Source organism: Achromobacter sp. 1011791174 (genome assembly GCF_059760925.1).
Genome location: NZ_JCBANH010000045.1, coordinates 17655 through 40328, shown reverse-complemented (window position 1 = coordinate 40328; position 22674 = coordinate 17655). Strand labels below are relative to the sequence as shown.

Below are 22674 nucleotides of genomic sequence, written 5' to 3'. Positions count from 1 at the left end.
GCATCTGGATATCGGACGATGTTCCTGCATTTGCGCGCCTCACCTATAAACTAGCAACTGGAATATAGAATGAAGAAAATCGTCGCACTCTCGCTTGGCATCCTTTTTGCAGGCGTTTCCCTGCCTGCCTCCGCCGGCAATTGGGTGATGTTGAATCCGGCCCCCGTCGTCAACACTCCCAACACCTACGTCAACAGCTCCAATTTCTTCGCGTCCTACACGCCGCCGGCCAACGCGGTCATCACGTATCTGTCGTGGGACCTGAGCCCGTACGGCAACGGCAATACCAGCGCGACCTACGAAATTTGCATGCTGCCGGGCACGTCGCGCTGCTTTGACGTCTCCAAGAATCTCCAGTCCCGCACGACTCACTTCGGTGGCTACAAGGCCTCCAGCTCCTTCATCGTCCGGGTCAAGCTCAATGGCGGCACCTACCCCGCCCAGCCCACGTATACGGGCAACCACATGATCTACGTGGAATGGGAGTAAATCCGCCTGTGGGATTCCCGGCGGAGCGCGTCCCGGCTCAGGCCTAGACGTCGTCTCCGCCGAGCGCCTGGTAAACCGTCACCTGGTTCACCAGGCGGTTCAACTGATTTTCGTCCCTGGCAATCTCCGCCGTGCGGCGCTTTTCCTGCGCGTCGAGCCAGTCCTTCAGCGGCACCGCACCCGCGCGGTATCTCACCTCGTACAGGCGCTCGGCCTCGCGCGCGGCGTGCAAGGACGCCTCCAGTTGTTCGGCCTGCAAGCGCAGCTGCGTGCGGTTGGACAATGCGGTTTCCACATCCGCCATCGCCTGATACAACGCCTGGCGGAATTTGACGACTCGCTCTTCGTAGTTTGTCTTGGAAATCTTGATGTTCAGCTGCATCTGATTCCATTGCAGGAACGGCAGCGTCAGCCCCACACCCAGCGAGGCGACCGGGTTTTGCAGCATATTCGACAGGGTCGGGCTCGCGCTGCCTATCGCGCCTGTCAATGTCACGGGCGGATAAAGGCTGGCGCGGCTGGCATCCACGTTCGCCAGCGCTTCGCGCAGGCGCAACTCCGCCGCGCGCAGATCAGGGCGGCGGCCCAGCAGATCGGCGGGCACGCCGGCGCGCGCCTCGGGCAGCGGGTACCGTGGGAGGCGAGTCGGGTCGGCCATGCTGCGATCGGGCGGGCCGTCAAACAGTATCGTCAGCGAATTGGTGAATTCCACGCGTTGCTGCACCAGCAAGGCATGCGCGGCCTGCTGGCTAGCCACGGCCTGCTCCGCCTCAGCCAGCTCAAGCGCCGACGCGCCGCCCGCCCGATACTGCGCACGCACCAGGTCTTGAGTGCGGCGGGCATAGGCGATGCTCTCTTCGCTGGTGGAGATGCGCTGATTGATGAACGCCGTCCGCCAATACAACGTGGCGGTGGTGCCAACCAACGAAAGCGCCGTCGATTCGCGGTCCTGTCCGGTAGCCAGCGCCTCCCATTGCGCGGCATCGCGCTGGCGCGACAGCTTGCCCCACAGATCGACTTCATAGCTGACGGTCAGCTCGACGCCATTGCTTCGAGAGATGGCCCGGTCCCCGTACAGGTTGCGGTTTTGACTCAGCTTGGCGGACGCGCCCGGTTGCGGTATCAGCTTGTCCTCGGCCAGGCCGGCCTGATACTGCGCGCGCCGTAGCCGGATCGCGGCGGCAGCCAGGTCGTTGTTGCGCGCCAGCGCCAGCTCGACCAGCCGGTTCAGTTCGGGATCGTTGAAATTGCGCCACCAGGCGCCGCCCTCGGCCAGCGCGCCAGCGGCGGACTCACCCGACGCCCGCGTCCAGGCCGCGGGTTCCCGGACCTCGGGTCGCTGGTAGTCGGTGCGCAGCAGGCCGCCACAACCCGACAGGGCCAGCAGCAGCGCCAACGCCGCCGGTTTGTGCATCATGGAAACTCTCATCGTCCTCATTCCCGGGCCAGGGCCTCTACGGGGTCCAGGCGCGCCGCGTTGCGCGCCGGCAGGTAGCCGAACAACACGCCGATCAGGGTGGAGCAGGTGAACGCCGCCACCATCGACGCCGAGGAATAAATCATGCGGAACGAGCCGCCCGTGGCCTTGGACACCAGCACGCCCAGCCCCAGCGACAGCGCGATGCCGACCATGCCGCCGATCAGGCAGACCAGCACGGCCTCGATCAGGAACTGCTGCATGATGTCGCCGCGCCGCGCGCCGACCGCCATGCGCACGCCGATCTCGCGGGTGCGCTCGGTAACGGACACCAGCATGATGTTCATGACGCCGATGCCGCCGACCATCAGCGAAATCAGCGCGATCATGGACACCAGCAGCGTCATGGTCGCCGTGGTGCGCTCGATGGTCTTGCGCACGGCGTCCGTGTTGAACACGAAGAAATCCTTGGTCACGTGCCGGCGCGTCAGCACCTGCACGATGGCCTTCTCGGCGGCGACCGGCGGCACGTCGTCCTTGACCCGCACCGTGATGCTGCGCAGATGGCGCTGGCCCAGCACGCGCGACAGCGCCGTGGTGTAGGGAATCCAGACGTTCAGCGTCTCGTTGCTGCCGAATACCGTGTCCTTTTTCTGCGTCACGCCGATCACGCGCGCCGGCATCGAGCCCAGGAAGATCACCTGGCCGATCGGGTCGGTATGCGAGCCGAACAGCTTGCGGCGCGTGCTGTCGTCGATCACGACCTCCTGGGCGCGGCGCGCCACGGCGGTCTCGTCGAAGAACTTGCCCTGGGCCAGCTTGAATGCGCGCACGCGGAAGAACTGCTCGCCCACGCCCTGGATCGAGCCGTTGACCGAGACATTGCGATAGCGCACCGTGCTGGTGGTGCCGACTTCCGGCGTCACGCTGTCGACGTAGCTCTCGCGCGCCAGCGCATCGGCGTCCGACGGCAGCAGGGTATGGATCTGCGCCGCCTTCTCGTCGCCGAAGTCCTTGCCGGGGAAGACCTCGACGGTGTTGGTGCCGATCTCGGCGATGTCGTCCATGATCTTGCGCCGCGAACCCTCGCCCAGCGCCACCACCGACACCACGGCGGCGATGCCGATGATGATGCCCAGCATGGTCAGCGAGGTGCGCAGACGGTGCGCGTTCATGGCCAGCAGCGCCATGCGCAGCGCTTCGCCGCAGCGATCCAGATAGGCCTGCCAGCCGGGCCGGCGCGGCATGGCCGCCGGCGCCTCGCGCTCGGCCTCGCGCCGCGGGGCATCGGGATTGCGGCGGTCGGACACGATCTCGCCGTCGCTGATCTCGATGATGCGCTGGGCATGGCGGGCCACGTTCATGTCGTGCGTGACCAGAATGATGGTGTGGCCGGCGGCATTCAGCTCTTCCAGGATGCGCAGCACTTCCTGGCCGGTGTGCGTGTCCAGCGCGCCGGTCGGCTCGTCGGCCAGGATGATCTCGCCGCCGTTCATCAGCGCCCGCGCGATGCTGACGCGCTGCTGCTGGCCGCCCGACAGCTGGCCGGGGCGGTGATCGGTACGGTCGCCCAGGCCCAGGCGCCCGAGCAATTCGCCGGCGCGCTGGTGGCGCGCCTCGCGCCGCTTGCCGGCGTAGACCGCCGGCACTTCCACGTTGCCCGTCGCGCTCAGGTCCGCCAGCAGGTGGTAGCGCTGGAAGATGAAGCCGAAGTGCTCGCGGCGCAATTCGGCCAGCTCGTCGGGGTCGAGTTCGCCGGTGCTGCGCCCGCTCACGCGGTAGTCGCCGCTGGTGGGGCGGTCCAGGCAGCCCAGGATATTCATCAGCGTGGACTTGCCCGAGCCGGACGCGCCGACGATGGCCACCATCTCGCCGGCCTCGATGGTCAGGTCGACGTTCTTGAGCACCGCGATGGTCTGCTCGCCCGCCGGGAACTCCCGGCGCACGCCAGACAGGGAAATCAGGGGACTGCCCATGATCAATGGCCCGCGACCGAATCGACCGTGACCACGCGCTCGCCGGGCTGCAGCCCTTCCAGCACCTCGGCGCGCACATTGTTGTTCATGCCGATGCGCACCTGGCGCTCCTCGGTCTTGTTGTCCTTGCCGACCACGCGCACGGCGTAGCGCCCATCCTGGCCGCGCTTGCCCAGCGCCGAGGACGGCACCACGATGGCGTCCTTGGCCTCGCCGCGCACGATGAAGACCTGCGCCGTCATGGAGATGCGCAGCCGCTCGTCGGGATTGGGCACGTCGAACAGGCCGTTGTAGTAGATCGCCGCGCTGGTCGCGCTGCCGGAGGCGGACGTCAGTGACGCCGTCGTCTCGTCCTTCTGGATCGAGTCCGGCGCCGGCTCCACCGCGCGCAGCGTGGCGTGATAGCGCTCGTCCGGCTCGCCCAGGATGGTGAAGTACACCGGCAGGCCGGGCTTGACGCGGGTGACGTCGGCTTCGGATATCTGCGCCTTGATGGTCATGGTGGCCACGTTGGCGACCTTGATGATCGTGGGCGCGCTCTGCATGGAGTTGACGGTCTGCCCCTGCTTGGTGATCACGGCCACCACCACCCCGTCGATGGGCGAGACGATGCGCGTATAGCCCAGGTTGACCTTGGCGATGTCCACGTCGACCTCGGCCTGCACGATCTGGGCGTCCAGCGAGGCGATCTCGGCGCGCGTCACGGCCAGCGTGGCCTCGGCCGACTCGAAGGACTCGCGCGAGCTGGCGTCGGCCGCCAGCATCTGGCGCTGGCGGCGATAGGCCAGCTCGGACTGCTTGAGCGTGGCGACCTTGGCCGTGCGGGCGGCGCGGCGCATTTCCAGCGCGGCCTGCTTGTTGCGCAGCTCGTTCTGCTGGGTCATGTCGTCGATTTCGGCCACCAGCTGGCCCTTCTGGACGCGATCGCCCAGCGCGACCTTCAGCGACTTGAGCTGGCCGGACACCTGGGCGCCGACGCTGACTCGCTCGATGGCGTCGATGGTGCCGCTGGCCAGCACGCTGTCCTCCAGGTCGGCGCGTGTGACCTCGGCGGACGCGAAGGTCGGCGGCGGGGGAGACGACAGGAATGCCGCATGCACGCCGTAGGCCACGACCAGCAGGACGCCGGCGATCAGGCCGTAGCGCGCGAGCTTGCTGCGAGGCTGCTTCATCTTCATATTGCCGCCGTCCCGGAACGGAGGGCGCGCCCCGGCAGGGAACGGCAGGCGCATGCGGTGCGCAGGGCGGATGATACGTGGGCGTTGCGGTTCATTGATCCTGGCTTCCTTATGTCCCCCACATCCTAAACACATCGGGCATCCAAAGAACCGGCAATGTGTCTCAAAAGGGTGAAGATCGGTAAAGCCGCCCGCCCGGCCTGTTTTGCGGGGCCGCCGGCCCCGCCGGATTGTTCCGTTGCGAGAACGATACAGCCTGGACGGCGCGCCCGGCGGCCCGGCGGCCCATGGCCTTGCCGCGAACGTGCCGCCATCTTGCGCGCACCTGCCGCCTAACGGCGCGACTTGGCCGCTAGATGGCTCCTATCTTGTTACGCATCTGACAAAGTATTTGCGGCAGCGCAAAACATCCTCGCCTCGACATAGCGCGACGATGCCGACAGAATGAATCCAAGTTACGCCGTGTCTACCTCTCATCGCTCCCCCTCCTCCAAGCCTGTTTCCCCGGAATTTTCCGGGGCGGCGCTGCTTTGCCTGCTGGCCATGATGAACCATGTGGCCCTGACCGGCGGGCGCATCACCGTGTCCCTGACCGCGCTGCAGATGGGCTTGTCGACCTTCAAGGTCGGCACGCTGGTGGCGGTGTTCGCCGTGCTGCCCATGCTGTTCTCGGTACGCGCCGGCCGCTGGGTGGACCGGGTCGGCGTGCAGCGCCCGCTGATCATCGGCACGGCGCTGGTCGCCGTCGGCACGGCGCTGCCCTTCATTTCCCAGACCCAGGCGGCGCTGCTGATCGCCTCCTGTTCGATTGGCATCGGCTTCATGCTGCACCAGGTCGCCACCCAGGACCTGCTCGGCCACGCCGAACCCACGCAACGGCTGCGCAACTTCTCCCTGATGTCGCTGGCGCTGGCCGGCTCGGGCTTTTCCGGGCCGCTGATCGCGGGGCTGGCGATCGACCATCTGGGCACGCGGCTGGCCTTCGGGCTGCTGACGCTGGGTCCGCTGCTGTCGGCTGGCGGCCTGTACCTGCTGCGGCGCCAGCTCGCCGCGATCAACTCCCAGCTGCTGGCCGGCGCCAAGGAAGCCGAGCGCCGCCGCGTGACCGAACTGTTGGCGGTGCCGGCCCTGCGCCGCATCCTGATGGTCAACACCATCCTGTCCGGCGCCTGGGACACGCATCTGTTCGTGGTGCCCATCTTCGGCGTGGCGATCGGTCTGTCGGCCACCACCATCGGCATCATATTGGCGTCGTTCGCGGCGGCAACCTTCGTCATCCGGCTGGTATTGCCGCTGATCCAGCGCCGGGTCCGTTCCTGGACCCTGGTGCGCGCGGCCATGGCCACGGCGGCCGTGGACTTCCTGCTTTACCCGCTGTTCAGCGACGTTAGCGTGCTGATCGTGCTGTCATTCATCCTGGGGCTTGCGCTGGGATGCTGCCAACCGAGTATGCTTGCATTGCTGCACCAGCACTCCCCGCCCGGCCGCGCGGCCGAAGCCGTGGGCCTGCGCATGGCGCTGATCAACGGATCCCAGGTGTCGCTGCCGCTCACGTTCGGCGCGCTCGGCTCGGTGATCGGGGTCGCGCCGCTGTTCTGGGCCTATTCGGTGGCCCTGATGGCGGGAGGCTGGGCGAACCGCAATCCGCCGCTCGAAACCGACGCCAAACCGTAACCATGCAGTCCCCCGCCACTCAAGACGCCGGCGTTTCCGGCGCCAGCCTGCCTTTCCGGCTCTGGACCCGTGAAGAGCGCCAGGCCTCGCTGGACGAGGCGTTGCGCCACTGGCGCAAGGGCGAGGACGTGTGGGTCTATGGCTACGGCTCGCTGATCTGGCGCCCGGATTTCGCCTTCGAGGAACGGCGGCTGGCCACGCTGCACGGCCATCACCGGGCGCTGTGCCTGTGGTCCCGGGTCAATCGGGGCACGCCGGAATGCCCCGGACTAGTGTTCGGCCTGGACCGGGGCGGCTCCTGCCGCGGCGTGGCCTACCGGCTGGCCGGCGACCAGGTGCCCGACTATTTCCCGGCGCTGTGGGACCGCGAGATGTCCACCGGCGCCTATCTGCCGCGCTGGATCAACTGCAGCACCGAGGCCGGACAGGTCCGTGCCCTGGTCTTCGTCATGAACCGCGACAACCCGGCCTACATCCGCGCCCTGCCCGAGCCGGAGCTGCTGGCCATCGTGCGCCGGGCCTCCGGCCGCTACGGCCCCTGCACCGAATACGTGGTGCAGACCGCCCAGGCGCTGCGCGCGGCGGGCATCCATGATTCCCGGCTGGACGCCATCGCCCGCCGCCTGGAAGCCGACAGCCACGCGCTGCCCGAGACGGCCTGACGGCGGCCCGGACACGCCGGCGCGACGCAATCCGGCAACAGGCGCCGGACAGGCCGGCTCCCGCCTGCGCCCGATATGAGCAAGCCCTGCGCAGGGTCAATAGGGGAGCGCCCGCCCGGGCGGTATAAACTCCCTGTCATCAACGCTGAATCAAAGTCCCATGTCCGTCTCCGATCTGCGTCAAAGCTACGAAAAGAACGTCTTGCTGGAAAGCCAGGCCAGCGCTTCGCCGCTGGAACAGTTTTCCCGCTGGTTCGACGAGGCCCAGGCCGCCAAGGTGCCCGAACCCAATGCCATGACACTGGCCACGGTCGACGCCAGCGGCCAGCCCAGCGCGCGCATCGTCCTGATCAAGGGCTACGATGAGCGCGGCTTCACCTTCTTCACCAACTACGAATCGCGCAAGGGCACGGACCTGCTGGCCGAGCCGCGCGCCTGCCTGCTGTTCTTCTGGCAGCCGCTGGAACGCCAGGTGCGCATCGAGGGCGTGGTGGAAAAGGTCGCGCCCGAGGAATCCGACGCCTATTACCACAGCCGGCCCGCCGGCTCGCGGATCGGCGCCTGGGCCTCGCGCCAGAGCCAGCCCATCACGCGCGAAGAACTGGAAGCCCGCGAGCAGGAATTCCGCGCCCGCTACGGCGACCAGCCGCCGCGCCCGCCGCACTGGGGCGGCTACCGCCTGAAACCCACCGCCTTCGAATTCTGGCAGGGCCGCCCGTCGCGCCTGCACGACCGCCTGCGCTACGTCCCCGACGGCGCCGGCTGGAAGATCGAACGCCTATCGCCGTAGAGGCCCCCCCGAGCGCTGCGCGCTTCCCCCAGGGGCGCAGCTGCGGACCGGCGGAGCCGGATCCGCGCTGCCCCGATAAGGGTGGCGCCGCCGTGAACTTACATGACTGTTTCCAAGCCTGACTTCGACGCCGCCTTCTTCCGCACCGCATTGGGACGCTACGCCACCGGCGTGACGGTGGTCACCGCCGCCGACGCCGATGGCGCGCCCATCGGGCTGACGGTCAGCTCCTTCAACTCGGTGTCGCTGAATCCGCCGCTGGTGCTGTGGAGCCTGTCCGGCGGCTCGTCGTCGCGGGAAGCCTTCGAGCGCTGCGATCGCTACGTCGTCAATGTGCTGAGCGCCCACCAGATCGCGCTGGCGCGCCGCTTCGCCACCGGCAGGACGCCCGACCGCTTCAACGGCCTGACCGTGGCGCGGGCGCCGGGCGGCACGCCGATGCTGGACGGCGGCTGCGCCGCCTGGTTCGAATGCCACAACCGCAGCCGCTACGTCGAAGGCGATCACGTCATCATGGTCGGCGAAGTCGAGCGCTGCGGCCACAGCGGCGAGCCGCCGCTGGTCTTCCATGCCGGCGGCTTCGACCTCACCCCCGCCGGCGCCCACGCCGCCAGGAAAACGCCATGACGACCCGCCGCTCTCGCGCACAGGCATTGTCCGCCGCCGGAGCCCGCCGATGAGCGCCGACATCGACTGCGTCGTGATCGGCGCGGGCGTGGTCGGCCTGGCGATCGCGCGGGCCCTGGCGCTGCGCGGACGCGAGGTGCTGGTGGCAGAAGCCACCGAGGCCATCGGCACCGGCACCAGCTCGCGCAACTCCGAAGTCATACACGCCGGCATCTATTACCCGGCCGGCAGCCTGAAAGCCCGGCTGTGCGTGCGCGGCAAGCATCTGCTCTACGCCTATTGCGCCGAGCGCGGCGTGCCGCACAAGCGCCTGGGCAAGCTGATCGTGGCCACCGACACGGCCCAGGCGGCCCAGCTGGAGGACATCGCCCGGCGCGCGCGCGCCAACGGCGTGGACGACCTGCAATACATTTCCGGCGAAGAGGCCATGCGGCTGGAACCGGCGCTGCGCTGCACCGCCGCGCTGCTGTCGCCATCCACCGGCATCGTCGACAGCCATGCCCTGATGCTGTCCTACCAGGGCGACGCCGAGAACGCCGGCGCGCAGTGCGTGTTCCACACGCCGCTGGAATCCGGGCGCGTGCGGCCCGAGGGCGGCTTCGAGCTGCGATTCGGCGGCGCCGACGCGATGCGCCTGAGCTGCAACACCCTGATCAACGCGGCCGGCCTGCAGGCGCCGGCGCTGGCGCGCCGCATCGACGGCGTGCCGGCCGCCAGCATCCCCGCCAGCTACCTGTGCAAGGGCAGCTATTTCACGCTGTCCGGCCGCGCGCCGTTCTCGCGGCTGATCTACCCCGTTCCGCAGCACGCCGGCCTGGGCGTGCACCTGACGCTGGACCTGGGCGGTCAGGCCAAGTTCGGTCCCGACACCGAGTGGGTCGACAGCGAGGACTACACCCTGGACCCGGCCCGCGCCGACGTGTTCTACGAGGCGGTACGCAGCTACTGGCCCGCCCTGCCCGACCACGCGCTGGCGCCCGGCTACACTGGCATCCGCCCGAAGATCTCCGGCCCGCGCGAGCCGGCCGCCGATTTCATGATCGCCGGCCCCGCCGACCACGGCGTGCCCGGCCTGGTCAATCTGTTCGGCATAGAATCCCCCGGCCTGACGTCCAGCCTGGCCCTGGCCGACGAAACCCTGGCGCGCCTGGCTGCCGCCTGATCCGACCTTCCTTTCATCCACGCATCCTCCAGACCATGCAGCACAACGACTACATCCTGACCCTGTCCTGCCCCGACCGCACGGGCATCGTGTATCGCGTCAGCGGTTTGTTGTTCGAACTGGGCTGCAACATCCTGGATTCCCAGCAATTCGGCGACGACGAAACCGGCCGCTTCTTCCTGCGCGTGCACTTCGACCTGCCGTCGGACATCCAGCCCGATGCGCTGCGCGCGCGCCTGGACACGCTGTCGGCCGAGTTCGGCATGGACCTGCAACTGCACGACGCCCGCCGCAAGGCGCGCCTGCTGATCATGGTCAGCAAGCAGGGCCACTGCCTGAACGACCTGCTGTTCCGCGTGCACAGCGGCCAGCTGCGCGCCGAAGTCGCGGCCATCGTCTCCAACCACAACGACTACGCGCCGCTGGCGGCCACCTACGGCATCCCCTTCCACCACCTGCCCGTCACGCCCGACACCAAGGCGCAGCAAGAACAGCAGGTGCTGGACCTGGCGGCCCGCGAGCACATCGACCTGGTGGTGCTGGCCCGCTACATGCAGATCCTGTCGGCGGACATGTGCCGCGCGCTGAACGGCCGCGCCATCAACATCCACCACAGCTTCCTGCCCAGCTTCAAGGGCGCGCGCCCCTATCACCAGGCGCACGCGCGCGGCGTGAAGATCATCGGCGCGACGGCCCACTACGTGACCTCGGACCTGGACGAAGGCCCCATCATCGACCAGGACATCGAACGCGTGGACCACACCATGACGGCCGCCGATCTGACCCAGGTGGGCAGCGACATCGAATCGCTGGTGCTGTCGCGCGCGGTGCGCAGCCACGTCGAACACCGCATCCTGCTGAACCGCAACAAGACCGTCGTCTTCCGCTGATCGCGCGGATCCGGCCGGCGGCGGCCTTGCCCTTCCGGCCCTGCCCTAGCCCGCTTCAGGCCGCAACGTCGGCATGCGCGCCATCACCAGCCGCATCGCGCTTTCCTGCAACGGCGTGCGGCCCCCGGCCGGCCAGATCGCCTGACTGACCGAGCGCGCCTCGTGCTCGAAGCCGATGAAGCGCGTGCCGGCCAGCCCGCTGCGCGACAGGCAGGCCGGCACGATCGCCACCCCCAGCCCCTGCGACACCAGCGCGGCCACGCTCAGCCAGTGACGCACCTCGTGCCGCACCAGCGGCGTGAAGCCGGCCGTCACGCACAGCGACAGCACCGTCTCGTAATAGCTGGGCGAGGCCGCGCGCGCGAAGAACACGAAGTCCTCGCCGGCCAGCTCGACCAGCGCCAGGCTGCCGCGCCGCGCCAGCGCATGGCCGGACGGCAGGCAGACGACGAAGGGTTCCGCCACCAGGTCCTGCGCCTGCACGCCTTCGGGTAACGGGTTGGCGTGGATGAAGCCCAGGTCCAGCTCGCCGCGATGCACGGCCTCGATCTGGTCATGGGAATTCAGCTCGGCCAGCACGTGCTCCACCTCCGGCAGCTCGGCCCGCATGGCCGCCAACAGCGCCGGCAGGCCGCGGTACAGCATCGAACCGACGAAGCCGATGCGCAGCCGCCCGCGCAGCCCGGCATCGACGCGCCGCACCAGCACGCGCACGTCCTCGGCCTGCCGCAGCAGCGCCTGAGCCTCGCGGTACAGCACCTTGCCCGCCTCGGTCAGCGCCACCTGGCGGCTGGTGCGCTCCAGCAGGCGCGCCCCCACGCCCTGCTCCAGCTGGCGGATGGCATAGCTGAGCGGCGGCTGGGAAATATGCAGCCGCGCCGCCGCACGGCCGAAATGCCGCTCCTCGGCCACGGCGATGAAATAGCGCAAGAGGCGCGGTTCCAGGTCCATCGCCTGTCTCCCATCATCAATATTTTTTTTGGATCAATCCAGACAAATCAAGTATTTGCATAGATTAATCCAGCCGCGCACCATGCAGCATCCCTCCGCTGCCCAGGACCGCCCCATGGACACCGCCATGCCTGCCCCGCCGACCGCCGCCACGCCCGTGCCCGATTCGCGCGGCCTGAACCTGTTTCGCGCCGATCCCTACGCGGCCGCGCTCAGCCGCCTGTACCTGCCTGCGGCGCTGCACGCGCACCTGCTGCCGCACCTGGACCGGCTGGGCGCGCTGGCCGGCGGCCGCATGGACGAGCTGGCCGCCGACGCCGACAGGCATCCGCCCACGCTGTCGGTGCGCAACCGCGCCGGGGCCGACGAATCCCGCATCGACAAGCACCCGGCCTACGTCGAGCTGGAGCGCCTGGCCTACAGCGAATTCGGCCTGGCCGCGCTGTCGCATCGCGGCGGCGCGCTGGGCTGGCCCGAGCCCATGCCGGCAGCGGCCAAGTACGCGCTCAGCCATCTGTTCGTGCAGGCCGAGTTCGGCCTGTGCTGCCCGGTCAGCATGACCGATTCGCTGGCGCGCACGCTGCGCAAGTTCGGCGCGCCGGAACTCGTCGACAAGGTGCTGCCGCAGGTCACGAGCCTGGACTTCGACAGCCTGCGCCAGGGCGCCATGTTCATGACCGAGCAGGGCGCGGGCTCCGATGTCAGCGCCACCGAGGTCGTGGCCGAGGCGCGGCCGGACGGCAGCTGGCGTCTTAGCGGCGACAAGTGGTTCTGCTCCAACCCCGACGCCGGCTTCGCCATGGTGCTGGCGCGCAGCGAGACGCAGCCCGGCCTGAAGGGCGTGTCGCTGTTCCTGCTGCCGCGCGAGCTGGACGACGGCAGCCGCAACCGCTACCGCATCCTGCGGTTGAAGGACAAGCTCGGCACCCGCTCCATGGCCAGCGGCGAGATCCGCCTGGAAGGCGCCACCGCCTGGCTGGTGGGCGAGCGCGGCCGCGGCTTCAAGCAGATGGCCGACATGATCAACAACTCGCGCCTGTCCAACGGCATGCGCGCGGCCGGCCTGATGCGCCGCGCCGTCACCGAGGCGGTCTACTTCTCGCAGCAGCGCCGCGCCTTCGGCCAGCGCCTGATCGACATGCCGCTGATGCGCCGCCAGTTGGCCAAGATGACGGTCTGGGCCGAGCAGGCCCGCAGCGTGATGTTCCAGACGGCGCGCGCGCTGGCCGAGGCCGACCAGGGCCGCGCGGACCCGGCGCTGGCGCGCATCCTGACGCCGCTGATCAAGTTCCGCGCCTGCCGCGACGCCCGCAAGGTCACCGGCGACGCGATGGAGGTGCGCGGCGGCTGCGGCTACATCGAGGAATGGACCGAGCCGCGCCTGGTGCGCGACGCGCACCTGGGCTCGATCTGGGAAGGCACCAGCAACATCGTCGCGCTGGACGTACTGCGCGCCATCAACCGCGAAAACTCGCTGCCGGCCCTGCGCCGCCACGTCGACCGGCTGCTGGCCGAAGGCGTGCCGTGCACGGACGCGCTGGCCGCCACGCAGCAGGACGCCATCGAGCGCAGCTTCGCGTTCGCCGCCATGGCGGCCGAGGGCAACCGCGCGGAACTGGCGCGGCAGGCGGCGACGCTGCTGTATCACGCCGTGTCCATCGCCGCCCTGCGCCGGGAAGCCCGCGAGCCGGGCCTGGAAACGCGCGCGGTCCTGGCCGACCTGGTGTTGCGGCATCGCCTGGCCGCGCGCGACCCGTATTCGGCGCCCGCGAACGAAAGCGCCGACTGCGCCGCCATCCTGCAATACGCGCTGTAGCACCGCGCGCCCACGACGCCGGCGGCACAGCCGGCGCGCCACCACAATGGAGACAACCATGAAACGCCTGCTCATCCCGCTGCTGCTGGCCAGCGCCACGCTCACCGCCGCCGCGCCAGCGTCCGCCGCCGACGCCTACCCCACGCGTCCCGTCACGCTGGTCGTGCCCTTCCCGCCCGGCGGCCCGACCGACGCGATGGCGCGCCGCCTGGCCGAAAAGCTCAGGCAGCCGCTGAACCAGAACGTCATCGTCGAGAACCGCGCCGGCGCCGGCGGCAACATCGGCTCGGAATATGTGGCGCACGCCAAGCCCGACGGCTACACCATCCTGTTCGGCACCTCCGGCCCGCTGGCGATCAACATCAGCCTGTACAAGAACCAGGGCTATGACCCCGAGAAAAGCTTCGCGCCCGTCATCCGCATCGGCCACCTGCCCAACATCCTGGTGGTTCATCCCTCGGTACCGGCGACCAACGTGCAGGCGCTGATCGCCTACGCCAAGCAGCACCCGGACAAGCTCAGCTACGCCTCGTCGGGCAACGGCGCGTCCTCGCACCTGGCCGGCATCCTGTTCAACCAGATGGCCGGCACGCAGATCATGCACATCCCGTACAAGGGCACCGGCCCGGCGCTGAACGACCTGCTCGGCGGCCAGGTATCCATGTCCTTCACCGACATCCTGACGGCGCTGCCCCACATCAAGGCCGGCAAGCTGCGCGCCATCGGCCTGGCCAGCGCGCAGCGCTCGGACGCGCTGCCCGACCTGCCCACCATTTCGGAACAGGGGCTGAATGGCTATGACGTCAGCGTGTTCTTCGGCATCGTGGCGCCCAAGGACACGCCGGCCGCGACGGTGAACCAGCTCAACCAGGCGTTCCGCGCGGCGCTGGCGGACCCCGACGTGAAACAGGCGCTGCAAAGCCAGGGCATCGTTGCGGCGCAGGACCAGAGTCCGGCCGCGCTGACGGGCTTCATCGCCGAGGAAGTGCCCAAATGGCGCGCGCTGATCAAAAGCGCCAACGTCTCTATAGATTGAGCCCCCCCGAGCGCTGCGCGCTTCCCCCCAGGGGGCGCAGCTGCGGACCGGCGGAGCCGGATCCGCGCTGCCCCGATCTTGGGACAGCCGCTGGGTGCGGAGCGCCGGGGGTGTGGCGGCAGGCGCATGACGCATCTGCTCCCCAGGGAAGCAACACTGACCACGAACCAGCGAGTACCTATGTTCCCCAAGCTTTCCGACGCCGGCGCGCTTGCCGGCTGCACGGTGATCGACCTGTCCCGCGTGCTGGGCGGTCCGTATTGCACGCAGATTCTTGCCGACCACGGCGCCGACGTGCTCAAGATCGAGCCGCCGGGCGGCGACGAAACTCGGGGCTGGGGGCCGCCGTTCCTGGGCGAGACGGCGTCCTACTTCATCGGCGTGAACCGCAACAAGCGCGGCATGGCGCTGGATCTGTCGCTGCCGGCGGGCCAGGAGCTGCTGCGCGCGCTGCTGGCCGACGCCGACGTGCTGGTCGAGAACTTCAAGCCCGGCACGCTGGAGAAATGGGGCTTGGGCTACGAGACGCTGAGCCAGGCGTTCCCGAAGCTGATCCATTGCCGCGTCAGCGGCTTCGGCGCCGACGGGCCGCTGGGCGGCCTGCCGGGCTACGACGCCTGCGCCCAGGCCATGTGCGGCCTGATGAGCGTGAATGGCGAGGCCGATGGCGAAGCCACCCGCGTCGGCCTGCCCGTGGTGGACATGGTCACCGGCCTGAACGCGGCCGTGGCGGTGCTGCTGGCGCTGAACGAGCGCGCGCGCAGCGGCCTGGGGCAGTTCCTGGACATCACGCTGTACGACTGCGCGCTGTCGCTGCTGCACCCGCACGCGCCCAACTATTTCTACAGCGGCAAGACGCCGGCCCGCAGCGGCAATGCGCATCCCAACATCGCGCCCTATGAAACGCTGCCCACCGCCAGCGGCCCGATCTTCCTGGCCGTGGGCAACAACCGCCAGTTCGCGCAGTTGGCCACCGCGCTGGGCGCGCCCGAACTGGCGCGAGACCCGCGCTACGCGGCCAACGCCGACCGGCTGGCCAACCGCCAGTCCTTGCGCGACGCCCTGTCGGCGCTGCTGGCGACGCACGAGGCCGCTGCGCTGGCGGACCGGCTGCTGCGCGCGGGCGTGCCCGCCGCCGCCGTGCAGACCGTGGACCAGGCCCTGGCCCATCCGCATACCCGCCATCGCGGCATGCTGCTGGAACAGGGCGACTACCGGGGCGTGGGCTCGCCGATCAAGCTGTCGCGCACGCCCGCCAGGCTGCGCAGGCTGCCGCCGGCGCTGGGCGGCCTGGAACCAGAGGCCGGCTAGCGGCGCGGCGCAGGGCCGCGTGCGCGGCTCGCCTAGCCGCCCTGCGCCAGGCCTTCGCGGCGCGGAGCCGCGCCGCCCTGCAAGCCGTCCGGCCCGATCACGATGCCGTGGATGCCGCTGGGAAACTCGGTGATGCGCAGCGGATGCCCCATCGCTTCCAGCGCGGGCGCCAGCGCCTCCAGCGCCGTGCCCTTTTCCAGTTCGGTATCCTTGTTGCGGCTGCCCATGTTGGGCAGCGAGATCGCGGCCTGGATGTCCAGGCCCCAATCCAGCACGCCCACCAGCGTCTTGGCCACGTAGTTGATGATGGCGCTGCCGCCCGGCGAGCCGACCACCATGTAAGGCTTGCCGTCGCGCAGCACGATCATGGGCGCCATGGCGCTGCGCGGGCGCTTGCCCGGTTCGATGCGGTTGGCCACAAGCCGGCCCTCGGGATCCTTGAACGACGACGAGAAATCGGTCATCTCGTTGTTAAGCAGGAAGCCGCGCACGAAGATCTTGCTGCCGAACTCGTTCTCGATGGTGGTGGTCATGCTGATCGCGTCGCCGCGCGCGTCGACGGCCACCAGGTGGCTGGTGGACGGCTGTTCCAGCGCCGCGTCGCGGCCCAGGCCCAGCAGCTTGCCCTCGGGGTCGCCGGGCAGCGCGACCTTCATGCTGCGGTCCGGCTGGATCAGCGCGCCGCGCGCGCGCAGATAGGCGGGATCGAGCAGCGCGCGCACCGGCACCTTCACGAAGTCGGGATCCGCCACGTAGAAATCGCGGTCCGCGAAGGCCAGCCTGCCGGCCTCCGCGAAGTAGTGCACGGCCTGCGCGCTATTGGGCGCGTAGCGGGACATGGGGTACTGCTCCAGCTCGCCCAGCATCTGCAACACCGCCAGCGGACCGCTGCTGGGCGGCGCCATGCCGCACAGCTCGTAGCCCCGGTACGCGCCGCAGACCGGCTCGCGACGCTTGGCCTGATAGCCCGCCAGGTCGTCCAGACTCAGATCGCCGGGCTTGGCGTGACCGTGCACGGCCGCGACGATATCGCGCGCGATCGCGCCACGGTAGAAGGCGTCGGCGCCGCGCGCCGCGATCTCGCGCAGCGTTTGGGCGAACTCGGGATTCTTCAGCACATGCCCCACCGGCCAGGGCTGGCCGTCGGGCGCGTAGAAATAGGCCGCGGCGGCCGGCTGCTTCGGCAGCGCCTTGTTGCCGGCCAGCAGCGCGTGCAAGCGAGGCGATACCGGAAAGCCCTGCTCGGCCAGGCGGATGGCCGGCGCGAACAGGTCCGCCCAGGGCAGCTTGCCGTGCTCCTTGTGCGCCAGCTCCAGCCCGCGCAGCAGTCCCGGCGTGGCCACGGCCATGCCGTTGTTGACGGACTGCGCGAAGGACAAGGGCTTGCCGTCGGCATCAAGGAAGCGGTCCTGGCGAGCGGCCGCCGGCGCGGTTTCACGGGCATCGTAGGTCAGGACGCGCTTTTTCCCCGCCGAGTACAGCACCAGGAAAGCGCCGCCGCCGATGCCGGAGGACTGCGGCTCGACCAGGTTCAGCACCAGCTGCGCGGCGATGGCCGCATCCACGGCGCTGCCGCCAGCCCGCAGCATTTCGTCGCCCGCGCGCGTGGCCCAGGGATTGGCCGACACCATCATGAAATGCGGCGCGCGCACCAGCTCGCGTTCGGCATAGCCCGTCGCCGCCTCGGGATTCCGGTCCGCCGCCTGCGGGCCGCGCGCCCACGCGGCGGGCGGGGCTGACACGCCGGCGGCGATAAGGACGGCGGCAAGAACGGCGCGAACGGGCAAGGGCATGGCGGACTCCGGCTGGAAACGGTGGGCGTGGCAGCCCCCAATGATATTCAAATCCGCCAAGGGCGCGGCCGGGGCGCCCTGCAGGCATCCGGCATAGAATCCCGGTTCCGGCACTGCCCGCTCTTCCCGCTTTTCGCGTCATGCGCCTGCGTCACATCGAGATTTTCGAAGCCATCCGCCGCACCGGTTCACTGACCGAGGCCGCGGCCGCGCTGCACATTTCCCAGCCCGCCGCCAGCAAGCTGCTGGCGCATGCCGAGGCCCAGCTGGGTTTCAAGCTGTTCGAGCGCGTCAAGGGCAGGCTGGTGGCCACGCGCGAGGCCGAGATCCTGACGCCCGAGGTGGCGCGGCTGAACCAGGACCTGAACAGCGTGCGCCGGCTGGCGGCCAGCCTGCGCGACCGGCCGCACGGCCATCTGCGGCTGGGCAGCGCGCCGGCGCTGGGGCTGGGCCTGTTGCCCGGCGTGGTGCGCGCCAGCCGCGACGCGCATCCCGGCGTCACCTTCGACCTGCATACCTACCATAGCGCCGAGCTGGTCCAGGGGCTGCTGACGCGCGAGCTGGACGCCATCGTCACCTTCGACACCAATGACTATCCCGGCCTGACCCGCATCGGCCTGGGCCAGACCGAACTGGTGCACCTGAGCCTGGATCCGGGAGCGGGTCCGCTGCGCCTGGCCGACTTGCCGCCGGACCACGCGCTGATCGTGCTGGACGCGCGCGACGCCGCCGGCGCGCTGCTGCAGCTGGCGCTGGACGCGCAAGGCGTGGAGGTGAACCCCGCGATCCAGGTGAAGACGCACTACATGGCCTGCGCGCTGGTGGAGGCCGGCTGCGGCGATGCGATCGTCGACGCCATCACCGCCAGTGCGCTGCTGCGGCCGGGCATGCACCTGCGCCGGCTGGAACCCGCGCTGCGCGTGCCCATCAGCATCATGATGCGCAACCAGGACCCGATGTCGGCCCTGCACCGCGACCTGATCGAACGGTTGCGCGCGGCCTGCGACACGCAGCTGGCGCGCCTGACCGAAGCCTGATCGCGGGCGCGCCGCCATCGCGACGCCAGGACTGGCCGCAATGAAAACGGGCGCCCCAGGGCGCCCGTGCAAACCCGGGACCGGCCCGGCCGGTCCCTGCGTCAAGCCGTCAGTCCAGCTTGATGTTCTGCTTCTTCACGACGTCCTTCGCCCAGTCGTACTGTTCCTTGATTTCCTTGGCGAACTCTTCCGGCGTATTGCCCGACGGCGCCGAGCCCTGGTCATCCAGCGCCTTGATGACCTTCGGGTCCTTCAGCGCCACGACGGCGGCGTCGCGCAGCTTGTTCACGACTTCCATCGACGTGCCCTTGGGCGCCAGCAGGCCGTACCAGACCGGCTGGTTCAGCACCGGGAAGCCGGCGTCCTTGAAGGTCGGCACGTCCTTGATGGCATCGATGTTGCCCGGCCACGCGATGGCCATGGCGCGCAGCTTGCCCGCCTGGATCTGCGGCATGGAGGACGGCAGGTTGTCGAAGATGATTTCGATCTGGCCGCCGACGGCGTCGGCCACGGCCGGGCCCGAGCCCTTGTACGGCACGTGCACGATGTCGGTGCCCGTGGCCATCTTGAACGACTCACCCATCAGATGCAGCACGCCGCAGGTGCCCGAGCTGCCGTAGGAATACTTGCCGGGGTTCTTCTTCAGCTCTTCCAGGAAGCCCTTGAAGTCCTTGGCCGGGAACTTCGGATTCACGGCGACCACATTGGCCGTGTTGGCGAAGTTGGTGACCGGCTGGAAGTCCTTGATCGGATCGTAGGGCAGGTCGTTCGGACGGCAGGCCGGGTTCACTGCCATGGTCGACACGGTGGCGATCGACAGCGTGTAGCCGTCCGGCTCGGCGCGCGCGGCCTCGGATGCACCGATGGCGCCGCCAGCGCCGCCCTTGTTTTCCACGACCATGGGCTGACCCAGTTCCTGGCTCATGCGCTGCGTCACGAGGCGCGCGATGATGTCGGTGGAACCGCCCGGGGCGAACGGGACGATGACGCGGATGGCCTTGCTGGGATACTTGTCGGCGGCGTGCGCGGCCGAGACGCCCAGCGTGCCGGCGGCGCCGGTGGCCAGCGCGATGGCCACGGCCAGGGTGCGAGCTTTATTCATTGGTGTGTTTCCTCCAAGATAGCGAATCCGCCTGTGTGCGGATTGTGTAGCGGGCCGGCCGTCTGTGGACGGACGACGATTGGCGATGGGGGCGCTTAGTTATGCGCGCCGCCGCGTTGTGCGGCGCTGATTATGCGTTGCTGATGGAACACGCGCCCGCCAGAATGTCGGAGAATAGCAGCAAATGCTTACACCCGCCTAGGCAGAAAATCCCCTGCCGGCGCAACGAAAAAAGCCATTCCCCATGTCGGTCGCACTGCTGGTTTTCCCCGATTTCATGCTGGTCGCGCTGGGCTGGGCGCTGCGCCACAAGCTGGGCTTTTCGCGCGAATTCTTCGCAGGCGCCGAGCGTCTCGTCTACTTCGTGCTGTTCCCCGCGCTGCTGTTCCAGGCGATCCTGCGCACCCCCATCAGCGCCGGCAACGCCGCCCTGCTGCTGCAGGCCACGGCCGCCATGATCGCTGTCGGCGTCGCGCTGTCGTGGCTGGCCGGTCCGGTGCTGCGACCCTCGTCGATCGGGCTGGCGTCCGCCGCGCAATGCGGCTACCGCTTCAACACCTATATCGGCCTGGCGCTGTCGGCCAGCGTCGGCGGCGCGCAGGGGCAGACCATCATGGCGCTGATCATCGGCTTCGCCGTGCCCATGGCCAACGTGGTCGCGGTCTATGGCCTGGCGCGTCACAGCGGCGCCAACCTGCTGCGCGAGCTGGCGCGCAATCCGCTGGTGGTCTCGACGCTGGCGGGCCTGGCCTGCAACCTGGCGGGCCTGCAGCTGCCCGGCCCGGTCGACACGGTGCTGGCGCGGCTGGGCGCGGCGGCGATCGCGCTGGGCATCCTGTGCGTGGGCGCCAGCCTGGCCTGGGAAGGCGGCAAGGGCTATGGCGCGCTGATCGCCTGGATGCTGGCCGTGAAGCTGGCCGCGCTGCCGCTGGTGGCCTTGCTGGTGGCGCATCTGCTGGGCATGCCACCGCTGGAATCGCGCATGCTGCTGCTGTTCGGCGCGCTGCCCACGGCATCGGCCGCCTATGTGCTGGCCATGCGCATGGGCGGCGACGGGCGCATGGTGGCCCTGCTGCTATCGCTGGGCACGCTGGCCTCGGCGCTGACCATTCCGCTGTGGCTGATGCTGACGCAATAATCGCGGCAAGTCCTTCCAACCATTGCAAGATAACGGACGCCCGCGCCACGCGCGTCGTGGCGCCGGCTGTCCTGGCAACGGCGCGCCTTCCGCCTGCTGCGTCCGCGCAAAAAAATGCCGCCCCGACGGGGCGGCATTCGTGCTTTCAGCCTCTGCGCGTCGACCGCGCCTTTGGCCTCAGGGCTTCTTGGCGTTGGTCATGTCGGCCGGCACCACCCACTGGGCGAACTGTTCCTCGTTGAGGAAGCCCAGCGCCAGCGCCGACTCCTTCAGCGACAACCCTTCCTTGTGCGCCTTCTTGGCGATCTGCGCGGCCTTGTCATAGCCGATGTGCGGGTTCAGCGCGGTCACCAGCATCAGCGAGCGGTCGACCAGTTCGGCGATGCGCGCGTGGTTGGGCTCGATGCCCTGGGCGCAGTGCTGGTCGAAGCTGGCCATGCCGTCGGTCAACAGGCGCACCGACTGCAGGAAGTTGTGGATGACCAGGGGCTTGAAGACGTTGAGCTCGAAGTTGCCGCTGGCGCCGCCGATGTTGATGGCGACGTCGTTGCCCAGCACCTGCGCGGCCAGCATGGTCACGGCTTCGCACTGCGTCGGATTGACCTTGCCCGGCATGATGGAGCTGCCCGGCTCGTTCTCGGGAATGCTGATCTCGCCCAGGCCGGAACGCGGACCGCTGGCCAGCCAGCGCACGTCGTTGGCGATCTTCATCAGGCCGGCGGCCAGCGACTTCAGCGCGCCGTGCGCGAACAGCAGCGCTTCGTGCGAGGCCAGGGCCTGGAACTTGTTGGGCGCCGACACGAAGGCCGTGCCGGTGGCGTGCGCCAGGTCGGCCGAGACCTTGGCGCTGAACTGCGGATGCGCGTTCAGGCCCGTGCCCACGGCGGTGCCGCCGATGGCCAGCTGGTGCAGGCCCGGCAGCGTGGCGCGGATCTGTTGCTCGGCCAGGTCCAGCTGGGCCACGTAGCCCGAGATTTCCTGGCCCAGCGTCAGCGGCGTGGCGTCCTGCAGGTGGGTGCGGCCGATCTTGACGATATCGTAGAACTCGGCGCTCTTGGCGGCCAGCGTGGCGCGCAAGGCCTTCAACGAAGGCAGCAGATGGTGCTCGACCTGGACGGCGGCGGCCACGTGCATGGCGGTGGGGAAGGTATCGTTGGACGATTGGCCGCGATTGACGTGGTCGTTCGGATGGACCTTGCGCGCTTCGCCGCGCTCGCCGCCCAGCAGCTCGGAGGCGCGGTTGGCCAGCACCTCGTTCATGTTCATATTGCTCTGCGTGCCCGAGCCGGTCTGCCACACGGACAGCGGGAATTCGTCAGGCCACTTGCCGGCGATCACTTCGTCGGCGGCGCGCGAGATGGCATCGGCGATCTTCGGATCCAGCTCGCCCAGGTCGGCGTTCACCTTGGCGGCGGCGCGCTTGAGCTGCGCCATCGCGGTGACCAGCGGCGCGGGCATCTTCTCGGTCGAGATCGCGAAGAAATGCAGCGAGCGCTGGGTCTGGGCGCCCCACAGGTGGTCCTGGGGGACCTCGATGGGGCCGAAGGTATCTTTTTCGATGCGGGTCTTCATGGCGCGTACAGCTCCGTAGCGGCGTCGTTCGCGGGCGGATTCACCCCGACGCA

The 22674-nt window shown here is 69.0% G+C and carries 19 protein-coding genes; 12 read left to right on the top strand and 7 right to left on the bottom strand.

Going from position 1 to position 22674, the window contains the following annotated elements; all coding sequences use genetic code 11:
• Positions 1-147: 147 nt before the first annotated feature.
• Positions 148-489: a hypothetical protein gene (locus tag AC6LJ5_RS16765; protein ID WP_498141068.1), complete on the top strand. Its 342-nt coding sequence runs from the start codon at positions 148-150 to the stop codon at positions 487-489.
• A gap of 43 nt (positions 490-532) precedes the next feature.
• On the opposite strand, the gene AC6LJ5_RS16760 is transcribed toward AC6LJ5_RS16765, so the two are convergent.
• From AC6LJ5_RS16760 to AC6LJ5_RS16750, 3 genes are read right to left on the bottom strand one after another with little or no spacing between them, the layout of a single operon-like run.
• Complete coding sequence (locus AC6LJ5_RS16760) at positions 533-1903, bottom strand: efflux transporter outer membrane subunit (RefSeq protein ID WP_498141075.1); 1371 nt, start codon at positions 1901-1903, stop codon at positions 533-535.
• A gap of 20 nt (positions 1904-1923) precedes the next feature.
• Positions 1924-3882, bottom strand: a complete 1959-nt coding sequence (locus tag AC6LJ5_RS16755; protein ID WP_103272598.1) for a MacB family efflux pump subunit — start codon at positions 3880-3882, stop codon at positions 1924-1926.
• A 2-nt stretch (positions 3883-3884) separates the two neighbouring features.
• Positions 3885-5054 carry an efflux RND transporter periplasmic adaptor subunit gene (locus AC6LJ5_RS16750; RefSeq protein WP_498141067.1) on the bottom strand — a complete coding sequence of 390 codons (1170 nt, stop codon included), beginning with the start codon at positions 5052-5054 and terminating at the stop codon, positions 3885-3887.
• A gap of 468 nt (positions 5055-5522) precedes the next feature.
• Between AC6LJ5_RS16750 and AC6LJ5_RS16745 the strand changes: the two genes are divergently transcribed.
• The 6 genes from AC6LJ5_RS16745 to purU all read left to right on the top strand — a co-directional run bounded on the left by AC6LJ5_RS16745 (position 5523) and on the right by purU (position 10865).
• Positions 5523-6734, top strand: a complete 1212-nt coding sequence (locus AC6LJ5_RS16745) for an MFS transporter (protein WP_369869757.1) — start codon at positions 5523-5525, stop codon at positions 6732-6734.
• Positions 6735-6736: 2 nt separating this feature from the next.
• A complete protein-coding gene (locus tag AC6LJ5_RS16740) occupies positions 6737-7396 on the top strand; it encodes a gamma-glutamylcyclotransferase (RefSeq protein ID WP_103272596.1) in 660 nt (219 codons plus the stop codon).
• A 160-nt stretch (positions 7397-7556) separates the two neighbouring features.
• Positions 7557-8186: a pyridoxamine 5'-phosphate oxidase gene (pdxH, locus tag AC6LJ5_RS16735; protein WP_498141066.1), complete on the top strand. Its 630-nt coding sequence runs from the start codon at positions 7557-7559 to the stop codon at positions 8184-8186.
• Between the two features lie 102 nt (positions 8187-8288).
• Positions 8289-8813, top strand: coding sequence for a flavin reductase family protein (locus AC6LJ5_RS16730; RefSeq protein ID WP_103272594.1), 525 nt, complete (start codon positions 8289-8291; stop codon positions 8811-8813).
• A 49-nt stretch (positions 8814-8862) separates the two neighbouring features.
• The gene (locus tag AC6LJ5_RS16725) at positions 8863-9975 is read left to right on the top strand and encodes an NAD(P)/FAD-dependent oxidoreductase (protein WP_498141065.1); all 1113 of its coding nucleotides are present in this window, start codon (positions 8863-8865) and stop codon (positions 9973-9975) included.
• Positions 9976-10010: 35 nt separating this feature from the next.
• Positions 10011-10865: a formyltetrahydrofolate deformylase gene (gene purU, locus AC6LJ5_RS16720; protein WP_103272592.1), complete on the top strand. Its 855-nt coding sequence runs from the start codon at positions 10011-10013 to the stop codon at positions 10863-10865.
• 45 nt (positions 10866-10910) lie between these two features.
• Here purU and AC6LJ5_RS16715 read toward each other — a convergent pair whose 3' ends face one another.
• Complete coding sequence (locus AC6LJ5_RS16715) at positions 10911-11816, bottom strand: LysR family transcriptional regulator (RefSeq protein WP_392411449.1); 906 nt, start codon at positions 11814-11816, stop codon at positions 10911-10913.
• Between the two features lie 115 nt (positions 11817-11931).
• Here AC6LJ5_RS16715 and AC6LJ5_RS16710 point away from each other — a divergent pair, with 115 nt between their 5' ends.
• The 3 genes from AC6LJ5_RS16710 (at position 11932) to AC6LJ5_RS16700 (ending at position 15979) form a co-directional block, all read left to right on the top strand.
• The gene (locus AC6LJ5_RS16710) at positions 11932-13632 is read left to right on the top strand and encodes an acyl-CoA dehydrogenase family protein (RefSeq protein WP_498141074.1); all 1701 of its coding nucleotides are present in this window, start codon (positions 11932-11934) and stop codon (positions 13630-13632) included.
• A 58-nt stretch (positions 13633-13690) separates the two neighbouring features.
• Complete coding sequence (locus AC6LJ5_RS16705) at positions 13691-14668, top strand: Bug family tripartite tricarboxylate transporter substrate binding protein (protein ID WP_498141064.1); 978 nt, start codon at positions 13691-13693, stop codon at positions 14666-14668.
• A 180-nt stretch (positions 14669-14848) separates the two neighbouring features.
• Positions 14849-15979: a CaiB/BaiF CoA transferase family protein gene (locus AC6LJ5_RS16700; RefSeq protein WP_103272588.1), complete on the top strand. Its 1131-nt coding sequence runs from the start codon at positions 14849-14851 to the stop codon at positions 15977-15979.
• A 32-nt stretch (positions 15980-16011) separates the two neighbouring features.
• On the opposite strand, the gene ggt is transcribed toward AC6LJ5_RS16700, so the two are convergent.
• Entirely contained in the window at positions 16012-17766 is a 1755-nt protein-coding gene (ggt, locus tag AC6LJ5_RS16695) for a gamma-glutamyltransferase (protein ID WP_498141073.1), read from the bottom strand.
• Positions 17767-17912: 146 nt separating this feature from the next.
• Between ggt and AC6LJ5_RS16690 the strand changes: the two genes are divergently transcribed.
• The gene (locus AC6LJ5_RS16690) at positions 17913-18809 is read left to right on the top strand and encodes a LysR family transcriptional regulator (protein WP_498141063.1); all 897 of its coding nucleotides are present in this window, start codon (positions 17913-17915) and stop codon (positions 18807-18809) included.
• A 109-nt stretch (positions 18810-18918) separates the two neighbouring features.
• On the opposite strand, the gene AC6LJ5_RS16685 is transcribed toward AC6LJ5_RS16690, so the two are convergent.
• Positions 18919-19911, bottom strand: a complete 993-nt coding sequence (locus AC6LJ5_RS16685; protein ID WP_103272585.1) for a tripartite tricarboxylate transporter substrate binding protein BugE — start codon at positions 19909-19911, stop codon at positions 18919-18921.
• Between the two features lie 244 nt (positions 19912-20155).
• Between AC6LJ5_RS16685 and AC6LJ5_RS16680 the strand changes: the two genes are divergently transcribed.
• Positions 20156-21049 carry an AEC family transporter gene (locus AC6LJ5_RS16680; protein WP_103272584.1) on the top strand — a complete coding sequence of 298 codons (894 nt, stop codon included), beginning with the start codon at positions 20156-20158 and terminating at the stop codon, positions 21047-21049.
• 177 nt (positions 21050-21226) lie between these two features.
• Here the strand turns inward: AC6LJ5_RS16680 and fumC are convergent, their stop codons facing one another.
• The gene (gene fumC / locus AC6LJ5_RS16675) at positions 21227-22621 is read right to left on the bottom strand and encodes a class II fumarate hydratase (RefSeq protein ID WP_103272583.1); all 1395 of its coding nucleotides are present in this window, start codon (positions 22619-22621) and stop codon (positions 21227-21229) included.
• Positions 22622-22674: the final 53 nt, after the last annotated feature.